10 protein-coding genes and 1 pseudogene are annotated in these 14,649 nt (G+C 61.6%); all 11 read right to left on the reverse strand.

The genetic code is table 11. The annotated features are described in order from the left end of the window. Positions 1-140 precede the first annotated feature (140 nt). The 11 genes and pseudogenes from NBG89_RS22250 to NBG89_RS22300 all read right to left on the reverse strand — a co-directional run bounded on the left by NBG89_RS22250 (position 141) and on the right by NBG89_RS22300 (position 14,587). Entirely contained in the window at positions 141-1,232 is a 1,092-nt protein-coding gene (locus NBG89_RS22250; protein WP_431324263.1) for an LLM class flavin-dependent oxidoreductase, read from the reverse strand. Next, positions 1,229-2,932, reverse strand: coding sequence for an ABC transporter ATP-binding protein (locus NBG89_RS22255; RefSeq protein WP_431324264.1), 1,704 nt, complete (start codon positions 2,930-2,932; stop codon positions 1,229-1,231). Before NBG89_RS22255 ends, NBG89_RS22250 begins: the two co-directional genes overlap by 4 nt. Beyond that, a complete protein-coding gene (locus tag NBG89_RS22260; RefSeq protein WP_431324265.1) occupies positions 2,911-3,762 on the reverse strand; it encodes an ABC transporter permease in 852 nt (283 codons plus the stop codon). The genes NBG89_RS22255 and NBG89_RS22260 overlap by 22 nt, the downstream gene beginning before the upstream one ends. Beyond that, a complete protein-coding gene (locus NBG89_RS22265; protein ID WP_431324266.1) occupies positions 3,759-4,769 on the reverse strand; it encodes an ABC transporter permease in 1,011 nt (336 codons plus the stop codon). The genes NBG89_RS22260 and NBG89_RS22265 overlap by 4 nt, the downstream gene beginning before the upstream one ends. Before the next feature lie 33 nt (positions 4,770-4,802). Further along, positions 4,803-6,455 (reverse strand): ABC transporter substrate-binding protein, encoded by a 1,653-nt coding sequence (locus tag NBG89_RS22270; protein WP_431324267.1) that lies wholly within the window; start codon positions 6,453-6,455, stop codon positions 4,803-4,805. A gap of 186 nt (positions 6,456-6,641) precedes the next feature. Further along, positions 6,642-8,942 (reverse strand): molybdopterin guanine dinucleotide-containing S/N-oxide reductase, encoded by a 2,301-nt coding sequence (locus NBG89_RS22275; RefSeq protein WP_431324268.1) that lies wholly within the window; start codon positions 8,940-8,942, stop codon positions 6,642-6,644. Positions 8,943-8,984: 42 nt separating this feature from the next. Beyond that, positions 8,985-9,709 (reverse strand): annotated as a pseudogene (locus NBG89_RS22280) (FAD-binding oxidoreductase); the annotation flags it as partial. A 139-nt stretch (positions 9,710-9,848) separates the two neighbouring features. Further along, complete coding sequence (locus tag NBG89_RS22285; protein WP_431324269.1) at positions 9,849-10,451, reverse strand: 2-hydroxychromene-2-carboxylate isomerase; 603 nt, start codon at positions 10,449-10,451, stop codon at positions 9,849-9,851. Between the two features lie 3 nt (positions 10,452-10,454). Then, the gene (locus NBG89_RS22290; RefSeq protein WP_431324270.1) at positions 10,455-11,030 is read right to left on the reverse strand and encodes a TetR/AcrR family transcriptional regulator; all 576 of its coding nucleotides are present in this window, start codon (positions 11,028-11,030) and stop codon (positions 10,455-10,457) included. A 477-nt stretch (positions 11,031-11,507) separates the two neighbouring features. Further along, positions 11,508-13,283 (reverse strand): adenylate/guanylate cyclase domain-containing protein, encoded by a 1,776-nt coding sequence (locus NBG89_RS22295; protein ID WP_431324271.1) that lies wholly within the window; start codon positions 13,281-13,283, stop codon positions 11,508-11,510. A gap of 455 nt (positions 13,284-13,738) precedes the next feature. Then, positions 13,739-14,587 carry a cupin domain-containing protein gene (locus NBG89_RS22300; protein ID WP_431324272.1) on the reverse strand — a complete coding sequence of 283 codons (849 nt, stop codon included), beginning with the start codon at positions 14,585-14,587 and terminating at the stop codon, positions 13,739-13,741. Between the last annotated feature and the right edge of the window lie 62 nt (positions 14,588-14,649).

A 14,649-nucleotide genomic window follows, 5' to 3' on the forward strand; every position in this document is an offset into this window, starting at 1 on the left:
GGGAGCTCCTCTGATTGTCGAATGCTGGACGAAAGTTAGGCGGCAGCTAGGGGGTAAGGAAGACAGGTCTTTCTATTTCAATTGAAACTATAGAAAATATTCTCTAATCGCTCGCGCGGAAGGACTGGCTGAGCGACGGCTTACCAGTCGGGAGACCAGCCGAGGCTCGGAGCGATTGTTCCGGCGAGATCGGTGAGGAGCCGGATGTTCTCGGCGAGCCCGAAGGCGGGCGGCAGGAAGAGGACGACCTCGTCGGCTGCGGCAAGGCCGGGATCACTGAACACGGCTTCGATGACCTGGTCCGGCGTGCCGTGGAAGACGGGTGAGATCTGGCTTCCCGGCGGCTGGTTGGTCCGCGCGCTCGGCTCAAGCGCGCCCTTCGGGCGCGATGCTGCAATGCCTTGGGTGCGACGCTCGAGATCATAGGCGGCGTATTGTTCGCGAAGTTCCGGCGTTGTGCCGACCAGGATCGACGCTGCCACCGCAACAGGCGGCGGCTCGCTTGTCCGTTCCCTTCGCCAGGTGGCTCGGAAAGCCTCGATGCAGCGGGCCTGGTAGGCTCCGAAGCTCTCACCCTCGGCGTGGTCATGCTGCACGGTTCCGGCGATCAGCCCGATGCCGAGTTCGGCGGCTTGTATCGCCGATCCAAGGCTGGCGGAACCCTGTCTGATGCGCGAGCGAAGGGTCGGACTATGCGGCGTCACCCTCAGTTGGCTGCCCTCCGCGGCCCCCTGGCCGGATTCTGCGACGGTGTGCAGAACTTCGCCTGCGATCGCGGACAGAAAACGGGCCTGACGGCGCTTGGCTTCCGTTCGGGCATCGGTTTCGACCGTGCCGAAGACGGCATCGAAGGCGGCGTTGGAGCCGGTCGAGATCGCCAGTTCCAGCCGGCCGCCGATCAAGAGGTCTGTCGTGCCGGCGGCTTCCGCCAGCAGGATGGGATCCTGATAGCGCATCGGAATGACGGCCGAGCCGAGCACGATATGGCTGGTATGCTGGCCGGCTGCGGCAAAGAAGGGAAGCGGCGAGGACAGATAATGGTCGAAATGGCGTTGATAGGCCCAACCCGACTGGTAGCCCAGACGTTCTGCCGCCTTGAAAAGTTCGATGCCCTCCAGCAAACCGTGGGCGGGGCCGGTTTCATCGTTGAACGAGACGCGCGTGTTGAAGCCAAGCCGCGTCTTCGGACGGAATGACGCTGACGGTGCCGGGGCGGGGGCGATGACGGTCATGCGATCTTTTCCTCATTGAAGATCTGTCGCCGGTGTAGGGGCTGGGCGCGTGCGGAACGTGCAGCACCCGACGGGATCGATTCCAGCAGCGAGCGCGTATAGGGCTGGCGGGGCGTGTCGAAGATCTCGCCGACGGTGCCGTGCTCGACGATGCGTCCGCGCTGCATGACCGAGACGGTGTGGGCAAGCTGGCGCACGAGCGCCAGATCATGCGACACGAAGATATAGGTGAGGCCGAGCTTGACCTGCAGCGACAGCAGCACCTCGACAATATCGGCCTGAACGCTGACGTCGAGCGCCGACGTGGGCTCGTCAAGCACGATCACATCGGGTTTGAGGACGAGCGAGCGGGCAATGGCAACGCGCTGGCGCTGCCCGCCGGACAAGGCGGCGGGCGTGCGAGGCAGCAGATGCTCCCCCAACCCGACATCTGCAAACGCCTTGCGCACCGCAAGCGCCCGCTCGTGATGTGTCCCGATCTTGAAGCGGTCCAGCGGTTCGCGCACGATTTTCTCGACTGTCCAGGTCGGGTCGAGGGACGTGAACGGGTTCTGATAGACGAGCTGCAGGTGCCGCCAGACAGAGCGCAGCTGTTCGGGTGACCTGCCGTTGACCTGTTCGCCGCCGACCGCGATCTTCCCGGTATCGGGCTGCTCAAGCCCGAGCAGAAGCCGGACCGCCGTTGTCTTTCCAGATCCGGATTCCCCGACCAGCGCATGCGTCGTTCCCGCCTGAACGTCGAACGAGACGTCGTCGACGGCGGTCAGAACCTTGCCGTCGACGGTGAAGGTCTTCGTTACGCCGGCAACCTCGATCTTTGGTGTCTTCGCGCGCCCAGCGTCGTGGTGCCGGAAACCGGGCTCTCGCAACTGCCGGTACCGGTCCGGATTGAGGGCGGGCACGTCGCCATGAAGCTTTCTGGCATAGGACGAGGAAGGGGCGGAGAATACCGTAGCGATACTGCCGGCTTCCTGGACGGCGCCGTCCTTGAGGACCACGATGGAATCCGCGCGCTCGGCTGCGATTGCCAGATCATGGGTGATCAGGAGAAGGCTGATCTGCAATTCCTTCTGCAACTTCGACAACAGGTCGAGAATACGTTTCTGGATCGTCACATCGAGCGCGGAGGTCGGCTCGTCTGCGACCAGCAGCGAGGGCCGCGGCAGAACGGCGAGACCGATCAGCACGCGCTGGAGCATGCCGCCCGAAAGCTGATGCGGATAGGAGTCGTAGACACGCTGCGGATTGTCGAGCCCGACCTGCGCGAATGTCTCAAGAACGAGTGCCTTGCGAAGCGCCTTGTCCGGTTGGTCCAGCAGTGCGGCCGCCTCCATTGCCTGCGCGCCGATCGTGCGGACCGGGTTCAGGGAGTTGCCGGGGTCCTGCGGCACGAAGCCGATCCTGCGTCCCCTGAATGGGCGAAAGCGGCGCTCCGGAAGCCCCAGAAGGTCCTGGCCCTCGAATTCGACGCGGCCGGAGGCGTGTCCCGCTGCGGGAAGCAGCCGCAGGACGGCGCGGGCGATGGTCGACTTGCCCGATCCGGATTCGCCGATCAGCGCGAGACCCTTGCCGCGTTGAAGCTCGAAGCCGACATTGCTCACGACCCTGTGGGTGCCGTAGGCGACCGACAATCCTTCGGCCCGCAACAGCGGTGTCGACAGGCGGTTTGAAAGCGTGGTCAGTCTGTCTTGCGGAGCCATCGGCTGATCCTGTTTACAGAAAGGACGGTTGCGATCGTGACGAGGGCCGGGGCGTAAACCAGCCACGGCCATTTGAGGTAATCCTTGCCGATCGAGATCAGTAGGCCCCAGTCGGAGGCCGGTGGCGGGTCGCCGTAGCCAAGGAAGGCAAGGCTGGCGATCACCAGGATGGAATCGCCGAACTGCAGGACGGCAAGCGGCAGCACCGATCGCGATGCGTTCGGAAGCACATGGCGCCACAGAATGTGCCAGCGCGAGCCACCGAGGAGGAAGGACGATTCGACGAATGTTGCCTGCCGGGTCTTGATGACTTCGGAGCGCATCACCCTGGCAAACAGGGCAACGGCGGAGACGCCCGTCGCGATTGCCGCATTCGTCGTGTCGAAACCGATCGCGGTGACGACGATGACCGCCAGCAGGAATTTGGGGATCGCCAGCAACACATCGACGAGCCGGGCAAAGACCGTGTCCACCCAACCGCCGAAGAAGCCGGCCAGCAGTCCGACAACCCCGCCTGCGACGACGCCGATGGTGACCGCAATCAGTGCGCTCGCCACCGATGAGGCCGTGCCATAGACGACGCGGGCGTAGAGGTCGCGGCCGAGATGGTCGGTACCGAACCAGTGCGCCGCACTTGGGCCGAGCAGCTTTTGGGCGGGAGTGCCGTTCACCGGATCGTAATGGGTAAAGAGGCCAGGCGCCAAAGACCAGCCGATCGCCAGAGCAACGATCAGGAACGAAAGGATGACGACAGGCGGCACGCGCAGGCCCGTCAGACGGCCGATCGCCGTGACGCGAGGGGTGGTGGAGGAAACAGAGGCAAGCGTCATGGAGTCACCGCCTTGGAGATGGGGAGAGAGCTGTCGTCGGCGCTCGTCGGACGGCGCTGCTGCGTCCCAAGGAGTTTGACGCGAGGATCGAGCAGCGGGTAGGTCAGGTCGGCGATCAGGTTGACGACCACAAAGACCACCGCGGCAAGCGAAACGACCGCCTGCAGCACCGGCAGGTCCTGCGTGCTGACTGACCGCTGCACCAGGCTGCCCAGCCCGTTTCGCCCGAACACCGTTTCGGTGATCAGCGACCCCCCGAGCAATTCGCCGATCGTCAAAGCGACGACCGTGATGACCGGGAGTGAGGAAGGCTTGAGCAGGTGCATGACGAAGAGCCGCATCTGGCCGAGCCCGCGTCCGCGTGCGACGGCGGCATAGTCCTGGGCGGACTCATGGTCGAGATTGGCAATCAGGACTGCGGCGATTTGTGCCGAGATCGGAATGCCGAGGGCAATCGCTGCGAAAAGCGTTGCCCAGAAACTGTCGGGCTCGATAACGCGAAAGACGCCGAGTTGAAAACCGAAGAGATGGATCAGCAACAGGCCGATCACGAAGTTCGGAACAGACAGAAATAGAGACGGGAAGCCGCGGAGCAGTCCCTGGCCGAGCCGCCGGGGCAGAAATTGCGTGCCGTAGGCGATGATTGCCGCCAGGAACAGGGCGACCGCAAGGCCCGCCGAGGCAAGCACGAGTGTCGACGGCAAAACCTCCGCGATCAGCGTCGCAACCGGCCGGTTGGTCCGCATCGACAGACCGAGATCGCCCGTCACGAAGCCGCAAAAGGCGTTCCAGAGCTGCACGGGGATCGGTTTATCCAGGCCCTGCGCAGCGATGATCTCCTTGATCTCATCCGGCGTGAAGCCGTTCTGAGGGTTGTTGAGGACGTTGGTGATCGGATCGCCGGGCAGGATGCTGACGACGACAAAGGTGAAGACATAAGACAGCAGGATCACGACGATCGCCTGCAGGAGCCGCTTTCCGGCGTAGTCGAAATAGGCTTTGCTCATGCCCATCACCTCTTCGTCTGTTGAGCGGCCGGCCTATTCGCTTTTCGTGGCGGTGTAGTAGCTGGCATAGGCGACGCCGTTGTAGACTTCACCCTTGAGCTTCGGCGACTGCACGTAGATGCGCTGGACGATCTGCGTTCGCGGAATGAAATAGCCCTGGTCGAGGACATATTTCTGCAGTTCGTCGAGCAGCGGTTTGCGGGCTTCGATGGAGCCGGCGCCGGCGATCTTGTCGCGCAGGTCGTTGAGGGTCTTGTCGCTCTCGTCGAGCGCAAACCAGTTCTCGCCATTGTTTGCATTCGTCAGGATGCTGGCGACGGTGCCGGCGTCGATGAAGGAGCGCGTCACCTCATAGGCCGGCACACCGGCGCCGCCATACTTGACCTTCTGCCCGAAGGTGACGACGTCATAGGCACGGATATCGACCTTCCAGCCGATCTTGCCGAGCTGCTGCGCAATCAGCTCATCGATCGATTTTGATGTCGCGAGGTAAGGGTTGGAATTCAGCGTCAGCGTCAGCGGCTTGCCATCCTTGACGCGGATGCCGCCCGTTCCCTTCTTCCAGCCTGCCTCGTCGAGAAGCTTCTCCGCCTTTTCTGGATTGTAGGCGAGGAGCGCGCTCTGGTCGCTCGCACCCGGAACGTTGCTCTGGATAAACGACGTCGCAAGCTTCCAGTCGGGCGTATAAACGGTGTCGATGATTTCCTGGCGATTGATGCCGGCCTGGAGCGCCTGGCGAACCTTCACGTCGTCATAGGGCGCAAGCTTGGTGTTGATCGCCCAGCCGTTGACGAAGCCGAGATAGCGGGGCGTCGCTACCGTGAGGCCTTCCGACTTGAGGGACTCGAGTTCCTGCGGCGATGCGTTATAGGCAACGTCGGCCTGGCCGGACTGGACGGCGGCGACGCGCAGCGACGGTTCCGAGACGAGCTTGTAGGTGATCGTATCGAGATGGGCCGGACCGGTCTGGCCGACTGCCGCAGGACCCCAGTTGTAATCCTTGCGCTTGGTAAGCTTGACGTAGTCGCCTTCCTTCCAGGACTCGACGACATAGGGGCCGCTGCCGGAGGTCTTGCTGAGATCGGCCTGGCTGCTTGCCGGCGAGGCAATGGTCTTCGGGGAGACAAGGATCGAGCCGTGGTAGCCGAGCGTCGGAATGAAGCCGAGCGTCGGCTTCTTGAAGAAGACCTTCACGGTTGTCGCATCGACGGCTTCGGCATGATCATAGGTCTTGGGGAATAGGCCGATCGGGTTGATGCCCTCGCTCTTGCGACCGGCGTACCAGATGTCGAGATTGGCAACGACGGCTGCCGCATCGAGCGGGCTGCCATCGGAGAAGGTCACGCCGCTCTTCAAATGCAGGGTGAATTCGCTTGCATTGTCGTTCTGCTCCCAACGCTCGGCTACCCACGGGCTGACCTTGCCGTCGGCATCGACATAAAGAAGCTTGTCGGTGACATGGCCCCAGATGTGGCCCTGAAAGCTTGAGATCGCGCTGTTGTTGGGGATCCAGGTGTCGCCCAGCGAGTCGATCAGGAAGACGACATCTCCGCCATCATGCGCGCCGTCCTTAGCCAATGCCGGGGTTACACCAGCTGTTGCGACCAGAGCGGCAAATGCCAGTGCAGAGGTGGCGGTCAGCAGACGACGCCGGGAAAGAAGAGGGCGGAAAGAGCGGTCGTTCATGAAGCGGTCCTGTTGGTTGCCGGGCTGATGACGAACAGGAGCCTATGGCAGCGGATCGGTTTCGAGAAAGACTGGTTGTTCTTTTTCTATCAAATTTATAGATTATTTTATCAGCGCAATCTGAAGCACGAGGATCAGGATTTCCGCCGGTCGCTCGCCTGGCGAGCGAGATTGCGTGATGCCGGTCTATCCGGCGATAAACGTCATCCCGTCGAGAATGCGCACGGGCGGCAGTTCCCCGTCAAAGCGCTCCACATCGACCTTCGTCAGCTGGCCCGTCGAGCCTTGGGCAAGCTTTGATGTGCCAGCGTCACGGGTGAGGATGTTCGGATTTCCATGAATGCACATGGCCGTGGCAGCCTCGGCGTTATCGGGCTCGAACCATGCGCCGGTGGCAAGCTGCATCACACCGGGTCTTACATCCCCACTGATCACCGCAGCCGCCAGGCAACTGCCGCGGGCGTTGAACAGCCTGACGATATCCCGGTCCGAAATGCCGCGCTCTGCCGCATCGGCCGGGTTTATGCGTACCGGCTCCCGGCCGCCGATCTTGGTGGAACGACTGAAGTCACCATAGTCCAGCTGGCTGTGAAGGCGCGAGTGTGGCTGGTTGCAGACGACATAAAGAGGATAGGGGCCCTCCGCCGCCTCCGTCTTCGGGTCCGGTCCATACCAGCGCGGATGGCCGCGGCAATCGTCATAACCAAAGCTCTCTATCGCTTCAGAGAAGATTTCGATCTTGCCCGATGGCGTTGGCAGCGGATTGGCGTCCGGATCGGCCCGGAATGCGCGCGCGGGCCCGCCATCGTCAGGCTTTACCGGTAGCAGCAGCTCGCCCTTATCCCAGAACGTTTCGAAATCCGGCGCCGGATGACCGACAGCGGCGAGTGCTGTCCGCGTGGTCTCGAAGAGGAAAGCCAGCCACTCACGGCTCGACCGGTTCTCGGTGAATTCGCCGCGCTTGCCGAGGCGCTCTGCAATATCAGCGAATATCTCGTAGTCGGAGCGTGCTTCGCCGACCGGCTCGATCAGCTTTTTCATGGCGATCATCATCGGATCGCGGTCGGCCGCACCGATATCGTCGCGCTCGAGCGTCGTGGTCGCGGGCAGGACGATATCGGCATGGCGTGCAGACGACGTCCAGGCCGTCTCGTGCACGATGATCGTCTCCGGCTTCTTGAACGCCTGGCGAAGCCTGTTGAGATCCTGATGGTGATGGAACGGGTTGCCGCCGGCCCAATAGACGAGGCGGATGTCAGGATAGTGCAGAGCCTGACCATTGTAGTGGAACGGTTCGCCCGGGTTCAGCAGCATGTCGGCGATCCGCGCGACAGGGATAAAATCCGGCACCGGATTGTGGAACTGCTTGAGCGTCGGCAGGGGCACCGCAAGCTGGCGCTTGCCGATATTGCCGAGGGCGCCGAGCGAATAGGAAAAGCCGCCGCCATCGAGCCCGATCTGGCCGAGCATGGCCGCCAGCACGATCCCCATCCAGACCGGCTGCTCGCCGTAAGCGGCGCGCTGCAGCGAGTGGCTGACGGTGATCAGCGTTCGGGCATTCGCCATGCTCCGCGCCAGATCCACAATCGTCCGGACAGAGATACCGCAAATGCCCGATGCCCATTGCGGGCTCTTTTCAATACCATCCTCGCGGCCCAGCAGATAAGCCTCGAAGCGCGGATAGCCGACCGTAAAGCGGTCGAGAAATTCCCGATCATGCCGCCCCTCGTTGACAAGGACGAAGGCGATTGAAAGCATGAGCGCGACATCGGTTCCGGGAATGACCGGTAGCCATTCCGCATCGAGATCACTCGCAATATCATCCTTGAGCGGGCTTATGAGGACGAAGCGGGCGCCGCGCGCACGGGCGCCGCTCAGCGCCGGGCGCACGATATGCCGGCTGATGCCGCCGCCATGGACGTCGGTGTTCTTGACCGCCATGCCGCCGAAGGCAACGATCAGCTCGCTGCTGCGTTCGATCGCCTCCCAGGTAACGCTCTTCCGGTCGAAATGATCGTAGGGGCCGAGCACATGCGGAATGATGACCATCGCCGCGCCCGAACTGTAGGTATTGACCGATCTTACATATCCGCCGAGCACGTTGAGGAAGCGGTGGATCTGGCTTTGCGCGTGATGAAATCGTCCGGCACTCGACCAGCCATACGAGCCGCCGAAGATGGCCTGCGGTCCGGCTTCGGCGTGAACACGGCGAAGCTCGTTGGCGACCAGATCAAGCGCTTCCGGCCAGGCGACCTCAACATAGACGTCGCTCCCGCGCTTCTTCGTATTGTCAGGCTTGCCTTCAAGCCAGCCTCGTCTGACGGCCGGACGCCGGATGCGGGCGGGGCTATGGGCGATCGCGGGAAGATTGCCGAGCAGGGGAGATGGATGCGGGTCGGCGGGATGCGGACGGATTTCGAGCGCTTCGCCCTGATGCCGTCCATAGAATGCGCCCCAATGAGAGCTGTGGGGTTTGAAGCCGTCCATCGCACCGTCTCCCGCTGCAAGGTGTGGAAAAATCGGCAGCACCTATGCGGGCAGGATCTTGCCGGGGTTCATGATGCCTTTGGGATCGATGGAGCTCTTGAGCAGGGCCATCAGTTCGACGGCGTCTCCGTGTTCCTGGCAGAGATAGCCGATCTTGCCGGTGCCGACGCCGTGTTCTCCGGTCGACGTCCCGCCGACGGAGATTGCGTGTTCCACCATCTTCTTGTTGATGACCGCGATCTCCGCTTCGCTTTCCGGATCGACGGCGAAGACCACATGATAGTTGCCGTCGCCGACATGGCCGAGAATGGCAGCCGGAACACTGCAGTCCTGCAACAGCGTGCGCGTCTTGAGAATGCAGCCGCTGAGTTCTGATACCGGAACGCAGACATCGGATGACCAGCCCCTGGCATTTTGCCGTTGCGAAACGATCGCGTAGAAGGCGTTGTGGCGGGCTTTCCAGAGGCGGTTTCGTTCTTCCGGCGCATTGGCCCATTCGAAGTCCTGCCACCGTGATCCTTCATGATTTCTCCAACCAATTCGACCTGCTCCTGAACCGAGGCAGGGGACCCGCGGAACTCGAAGGCGAGGGTATCTTCAATCTTGAGGGATAGACCGGAATAAGCGTTGGTGGCGGAAATCAGGCCACGGTCCATCAGTTCCATCCGGGCAACAGGGATGGCGAGCTGCACGATCGCGATCGCCGCGTTGACCGCTTGCTCGACGCTCTCGAACGAACAAAGGGCCGCCGAAACGGTATCCGGGATGCACTGCAGCAGCCAGCCACTCGGTGGAGACGAGCGAGGCGGGCAGGGAAGGGGCATTGGAAACTCCGCAATACAGTCTGGACAGGTCAACTGTGTGATCCGGCGCAGCCATGGCCGCGCCGGACCGATAAGACGGCGATCAGGCGACCAGCTTTTCGCCATTCAGGTGGCGCTCGAGGAAGGGCAGGCTGTCCTGTCCCCAATAGAGTTCATCCTCGAAGCGGAAGGTCGGAAAGCCGAAGACGCCCGCCGCCTTGGCAATCCCGATGTTCGACGTCCAGATCGATTGGGCGGCAGCGCTCTGGGCAAAACCTTCGAGCGCTGTGGCGTCCAGTCCCGCTGCATCGGCAATCGCCTGACGAACTTCGGCCTTGCCGATGTCCTCGCCGCGCGTCCAGAAGGCCTCCTGAAGGGCGCCGGTGAGTTTCAGCCAGTCGGCGCCTTTTTCGATGGCAGCAATCACCAACATGCCGGCCGGCGTCGGATCGGAAAGGCTGGAGCGATTTTCAAAATTCAGCACCTTGCCGCGCAGGGCCGCCCAACGTTTCAGGTCCTTGGTCCAGTAGGCGCGGCGTGCCTCCGGTCGGTTGCGAGAATAGATCGCTCCATTGTCCTCGATCAGCGAGATCACATAGGGGCGGATCGTCGCTTCGTGTCTGGCAGCGAGGGCCGCAAAGGGCTCAAGGCCGATATAGGCCCAGGGAGAGCCGATGCCGAAGAAGTAGTCAATTGTCTTTGCCATGGCCTAAGCTTTCAAGAGCTGGGTCGAGGAAACTGCCGCATCGAACGCGAGGAGGGCGCAGTCACGGGCGATGAGGACCGCCTGCGGATCGCGTCCCACGGCGACGGTCGCAAGCGCGCCTTCATAGAGAAGCGAAAGATGCGCAGCCATCTGGTCGGTCTTGACATCTGTTTTCGACACGATGGCACGAAAAATGTCGCCGACCGACTTCTTGTGGGTTTGCGCCACTGCGACGACACGTTCGGAATCGCCGTGCTCTGCAACCGCAAGGGCAAATGCGCAGCCTCGAAATTCCGGGCTATCGGCTTTCTCATGCAGCCGCTCAAAGATGAGTTTGATCCGGTCCCTTGGACGCTCCGTCGCATCCAGGACCTCGTGCAGCGAGCGGATGACGCGTTCGTGCCGATCTTTCAGGTAGGCTGCCACAAGATGGTCCTTCGAGGGAAAATGTCGATAAAGCGTTGCCTTGGCAACGTTCGCCTCTTCGATGATCCGATCGATACCGACGGCACGGATGCCTTCACGGTAAAAGAGCGTTCCAGCGGATCTAATAATATGGTCGGATATGGGTTCTTTCATTGAACTGCTTTGGGTTGGAGATCTCGCGATAGTGGACGCAAAGCCCTTTTCAGGGACGGGCGCTGGCAAGGCTCGGCTTATGAAGGGTGAACATGCTATTGGCGCTTGGGAGATCGAGCACAGGAGGTTCTGGGTGCGCCCCCTCCTGCGAATTGTTCAATTCCTATCAAGCCATAGTGATTTTGCACCCTCTCGCAGCGGTTGACAGTCGTTCCGGAACTGCCTTTGACGTTCGTGAGGCTAGAGGATCGAATACGCGGGAGAAAGACAGGTCGTTCCTTTTCTACAATATTTGTAGAAAATGTTTTGCCGGAGGTGTTTGGGGAGGATCAACTTTTTTATGGGATGCCGACCGTAGAGGGGGCTTTGCAGACTCCTCGAAGCAGACCTTGCTAGCGATTACGCTGGAGGTAGTGGTTAAGCCGGCATCGGCTATTGCTCATCTTCTGTGGAAATGGTGACATTGATCACCCACCATTATACGATACCGGCCTTGCGTAGCCCTTCCATGACGAGCTCGAAATCGGCGGGGTTCTTGAAGGGCAACACTTTGCGGCGGTATTCCAAGGAGTAGTCGGGATTGACGCGCAGGACCTCTTGCCACGTCGCCCGAGCCTCTTCGAAACGGCCGAGGTGTCCGTAACAGGCGGCCAGAAGCGCGCGCGAGACGTCGGTGACGGGATTGCGACTCACGCGCTGCACCAACAATTTAACGGCCTCTTCGTATCTTCGCAGTTGAAACCAGGCCCAGGCCTGAAAGTGGAGAACGACATCCGGAAAGTACGGGTTCAAGATCCTCGCCCGATCGAAACAGGCGAGTGCCTCCTCGGATCTGCCTGAATAGAGAAGTGCCTCCCCGAGGCTGACCTGCCCTTCGGCGAAGTTCGGATTGAGACCTATCGCACGCTCGGCCTCGCTGATGGCTCTATCGTGCTGTCGTGAGTAAAGCCTGACCACACTCAGTGCCCAGTGCGCCACGGGATCGCTATTATCCCGCGCTACCGCCAGCGTCGCAGCCTCTTCGGCCTGCGCGATCGAGCGCTCCGGCGACGCGCTCCACCGGTTCAGGTAGTCGAGCCCGTGGGTCAGGGCGAGGAAGGCGTACGCCGAGGCGAAGTTCGGGTCCAGTTCGACGGCATGTTGCAAAAGGTCGCGGGCGTCGCTGTTCGTCTGCTTCGTCAGCCGGTGCCACAGCTCCCGGCCACGCAGGAAGCAGTCATACGCCTCGGGGTGCCCGGTCTGCCACGGCGCCAGCCTTTTCCGATCGCCCTCTGTCAGGTTAACCGCCAGCGCGTCGACGATCTGCTGCGTTACATCGTCCTGAACAGCGAATATGTCGTTCAGGTCGCGATCAAACCGCTCCGCCCATAAATGCCCGCCGGTGGTTGCGTCGATAAGCTGCGCGGTGATGCGTACCCTGTTCCCCGATTTGCGTACGCTGCCCTCAAGAACATACCGCACGCCGAGATTCGTGCCCACCTCCTGCACATGGACGTTCTTGCCCTTGAAAGTGAACGACGAATTGCGGGCGATAACGAAGAGCTGCGACAACTTCGATAGCGCCGTGATGATGTCTTCCGAGATGCCGTCGGCGAAGTAGTCCTGTTCGGCGTCGCCGCTCATGTTGACGAAGGGCAGAACGGCGATCGACAGCTTCGGTGACGCTGACGCTGCCGCTGCCGGTTGGCTCTTCGCGGTTTCCGAGGCCGCGGTTGCCTTGGTTCCAGCGCTGCCGACTTGCAGCGAATAGACCCGGATTGGTTCGGCTATGTTCTTGAGTTGCGTGTTGCCGAGATCGCTGACCGAGAGGTCCAGCCTCGCCTTGACTTGGCGATAGGCATCCTCGGATAGGCAGATCGCCCCCGCCGCGGCGACGCCCTCCAATCGCGAGGCGATGTTGACGCCGTCGCCCATCAGATCGCCGTCGCTTTCCTCGACGACATCGCCCAAATGGATACCGATCCGGAATTCGATGCGACGGTCCTGCGGCACGCCGTCATTGCGTTCAACCATACCGTTCTGCACCTCAATGGCGCAGCGCACTGCGTCCACCACGCTGCGGAACTCGACCAGCGCACCATCGCCGGTTCGCTTCACCACCCTGCCATGGTGAACGGCGATCGTCGGATCGATGAGATCGCTGCGCAGTGCCCGTAGCCTCGCCAGGATGCGTTCCTCATCGGCGCCGGCAAGCCGACTGTACCCAACCACGTCCGCAGCCAGGATTGCAGCCAGCTTTCGGATCTCGCTCATGGCGCCGTCTCCTCACTTTCAGGATAGCAGGGAGACAGGGGGCAAGGAAGAACTTTCAGCTGCTGCTCAGAGTGCTCTCGGTTGCAATCGAGCTAGGCGCAGCCGACGTTGTAGCCCAAGGCAATGACTGCTCTTCGGGCTCCCGGCCGATCGAAGTTGTCGTTGCAGAAGCCCGCTCAAGGTCAGGTCACGACGATGTCCGAGCCGCTCGAATATATGCTCTTTGACGATCTGCAGCCTGTGCCAGTCCTCTTAAGTCCGCAACGTTTCCTGATGATCGTTTAGGCACTCTGACTCAACGCTGAAACGCCAGCTTCGCGCCCCTTTTTGCCATTGCGGCCTGTGCCGCTGCTTCCCAAAAAGCTGCCATTCAATCATTTCCCAAAGGTGGAGACCGAAATGCTGCCCTAAGGGACGCGCGCTTCCAGGCTCATCGTATTGCAGGCTGCCGCTTTTCACGATCGAGCATGAGCTTTTGGAGGTGAGCCAAAGGCGGACTTGAAAGCATGGCCGAATGCACTCTGCGACGTATAGCCAACCTTGCGTGAGATACTGGCGACAGTCTCATCACTCCGAGTTAGCGCCGCACGAGCGATGGTGAGACGCCAGGCCCGCACGTAGGCGAGTGGCGGCTGTCCCACACGGCGCGTGAACTCCGCAGAAAAGGCAGCCCGCGACATGCCCGCCACACTCGCGAGCTGGGCCACCGTCCACGGCTGCGCGACATCCCCATGAATGAGGCGAAGTACCCGACCGAGCCGAGGATCCGACAGAGCGCCAAGCCATCCGATCTCGACCTCATCGATACTCCCCGCATAGGCGCGGATCGCCTCCACCAACAACACATCAGCGAGCCGCGCATTGACGATTTCGCTGCCGATGATGTCGCGCTCGACCTCGTCATTCATCAGCCGAAGGATCGTCGCCATCGCTCCCGATGCAGCCGAGGATCGAGGGACGAACAGGAAATCCGGCAGCGTGTCGAGCAGGAAGTCCACATTTCCGGGGTCGAACGTGACGGTTCCCCCGATCGCAACTGTCACGTCACCCCCAAGACGCGCAACATCGCCGCCGGTGCCGTAGAAGGTTTGGCCGTCGAGCGGCTGTACCTCCGGATCGCTGGCTATAGCATATGCAGTGCGCCCCAACAGGCAGACATCCCCTGCGCTCATGAGCTGGGGCGTTCGCGCCGGTAGCATTATCCAGCCGGTTCCCCGCAACAGCGCCACAAACTTGAGCCGGTCGAGCGCTGGAAATGTGAGAGCCCATCGTCCTGCCGCCTCCAGCCGGGTGCGGCGGCTCACCCTCGCGCCAAGGACGTTGAGGACATCCGATAGGGGGTCAGATACAGCTTTAGACGATCGCG

It is taken from the genome of Rhizobium sp. YTU87027 (assembly GCF_050644135.1).
Lineage (GTDB): Bacteria > Pseudomonadota > Alphaproteobacteria > Rhizobiales > Rhizobiaceae > Rhizobium.

Excerpts from the sequence above, each read along its gene's own strand:
- NBG89_RS22290 (WP_431324270.1), bottom strand. The coding sequence starts at position 11,030 with ATGAAAGAACCCATATCCGACCATATTATTAGATCCGCTGGAACGCTC.
- NBG89_RS22260 (WP_431324265.1), bottom strand. The coding sequence starts at position 3,762 with ATGACGCTTGCCTCTGTTTCCTCCACCACCCCTCGCGTCACGGCGATC.
- NBG89_RS22285 (WP_431324269.1), bottom strand. The coding sequence starts at position 10,451 with ATGGCAAAGACAATTGACTACTTCTTCGGCATCGGCTCTCCCTGGGCC.
- NBG89_RS22270 (WP_431324267.1), bottom strand. The coding sequence starts at position 6,455 with ATGAACGACCGCTCTTTCCGCCCTCTTCTTTCCCGGCGTCGTCTGCTG.
- NBG89_RS22255 (WP_431324264.1), bottom strand. The coding sequence starts at position 2,932 with ATGGCTCCGCAAGACAGACTGACCACGCTTTCAAACCGCCTGTCGACA.
- NBG89_RS22265 (WP_431324266.1), bottom strand. The coding sequence starts at position 4,769 with ATGAGCAAAGCCTATTTCGACTACGCCGGAAAGCGGCTCCTGCAGGCG.
- NBG89_RS22275 (WP_431324268.1), bottom strand. The coding sequence starts at position 8,942 with ATGGACGGCTTCAAACCCCACAGCTCTCATTGGGGCGCATTCTATGGA.
- NBG89_RS22250 (WP_431324263.1), bottom strand. The coding sequence starts at position 1,232 with ATGACCGTCATCGCCCCCGCCCCGGCACCGTCAGCGTCATTCCGTCCG.
- NBG89_RS22295 (WP_431324271.1), bottom strand. The coding sequence starts at position 13,283 with ATGAGCGAGATCCGAAAGCTGGCTGCAATCCTGGCTGCGGACGTGGTT.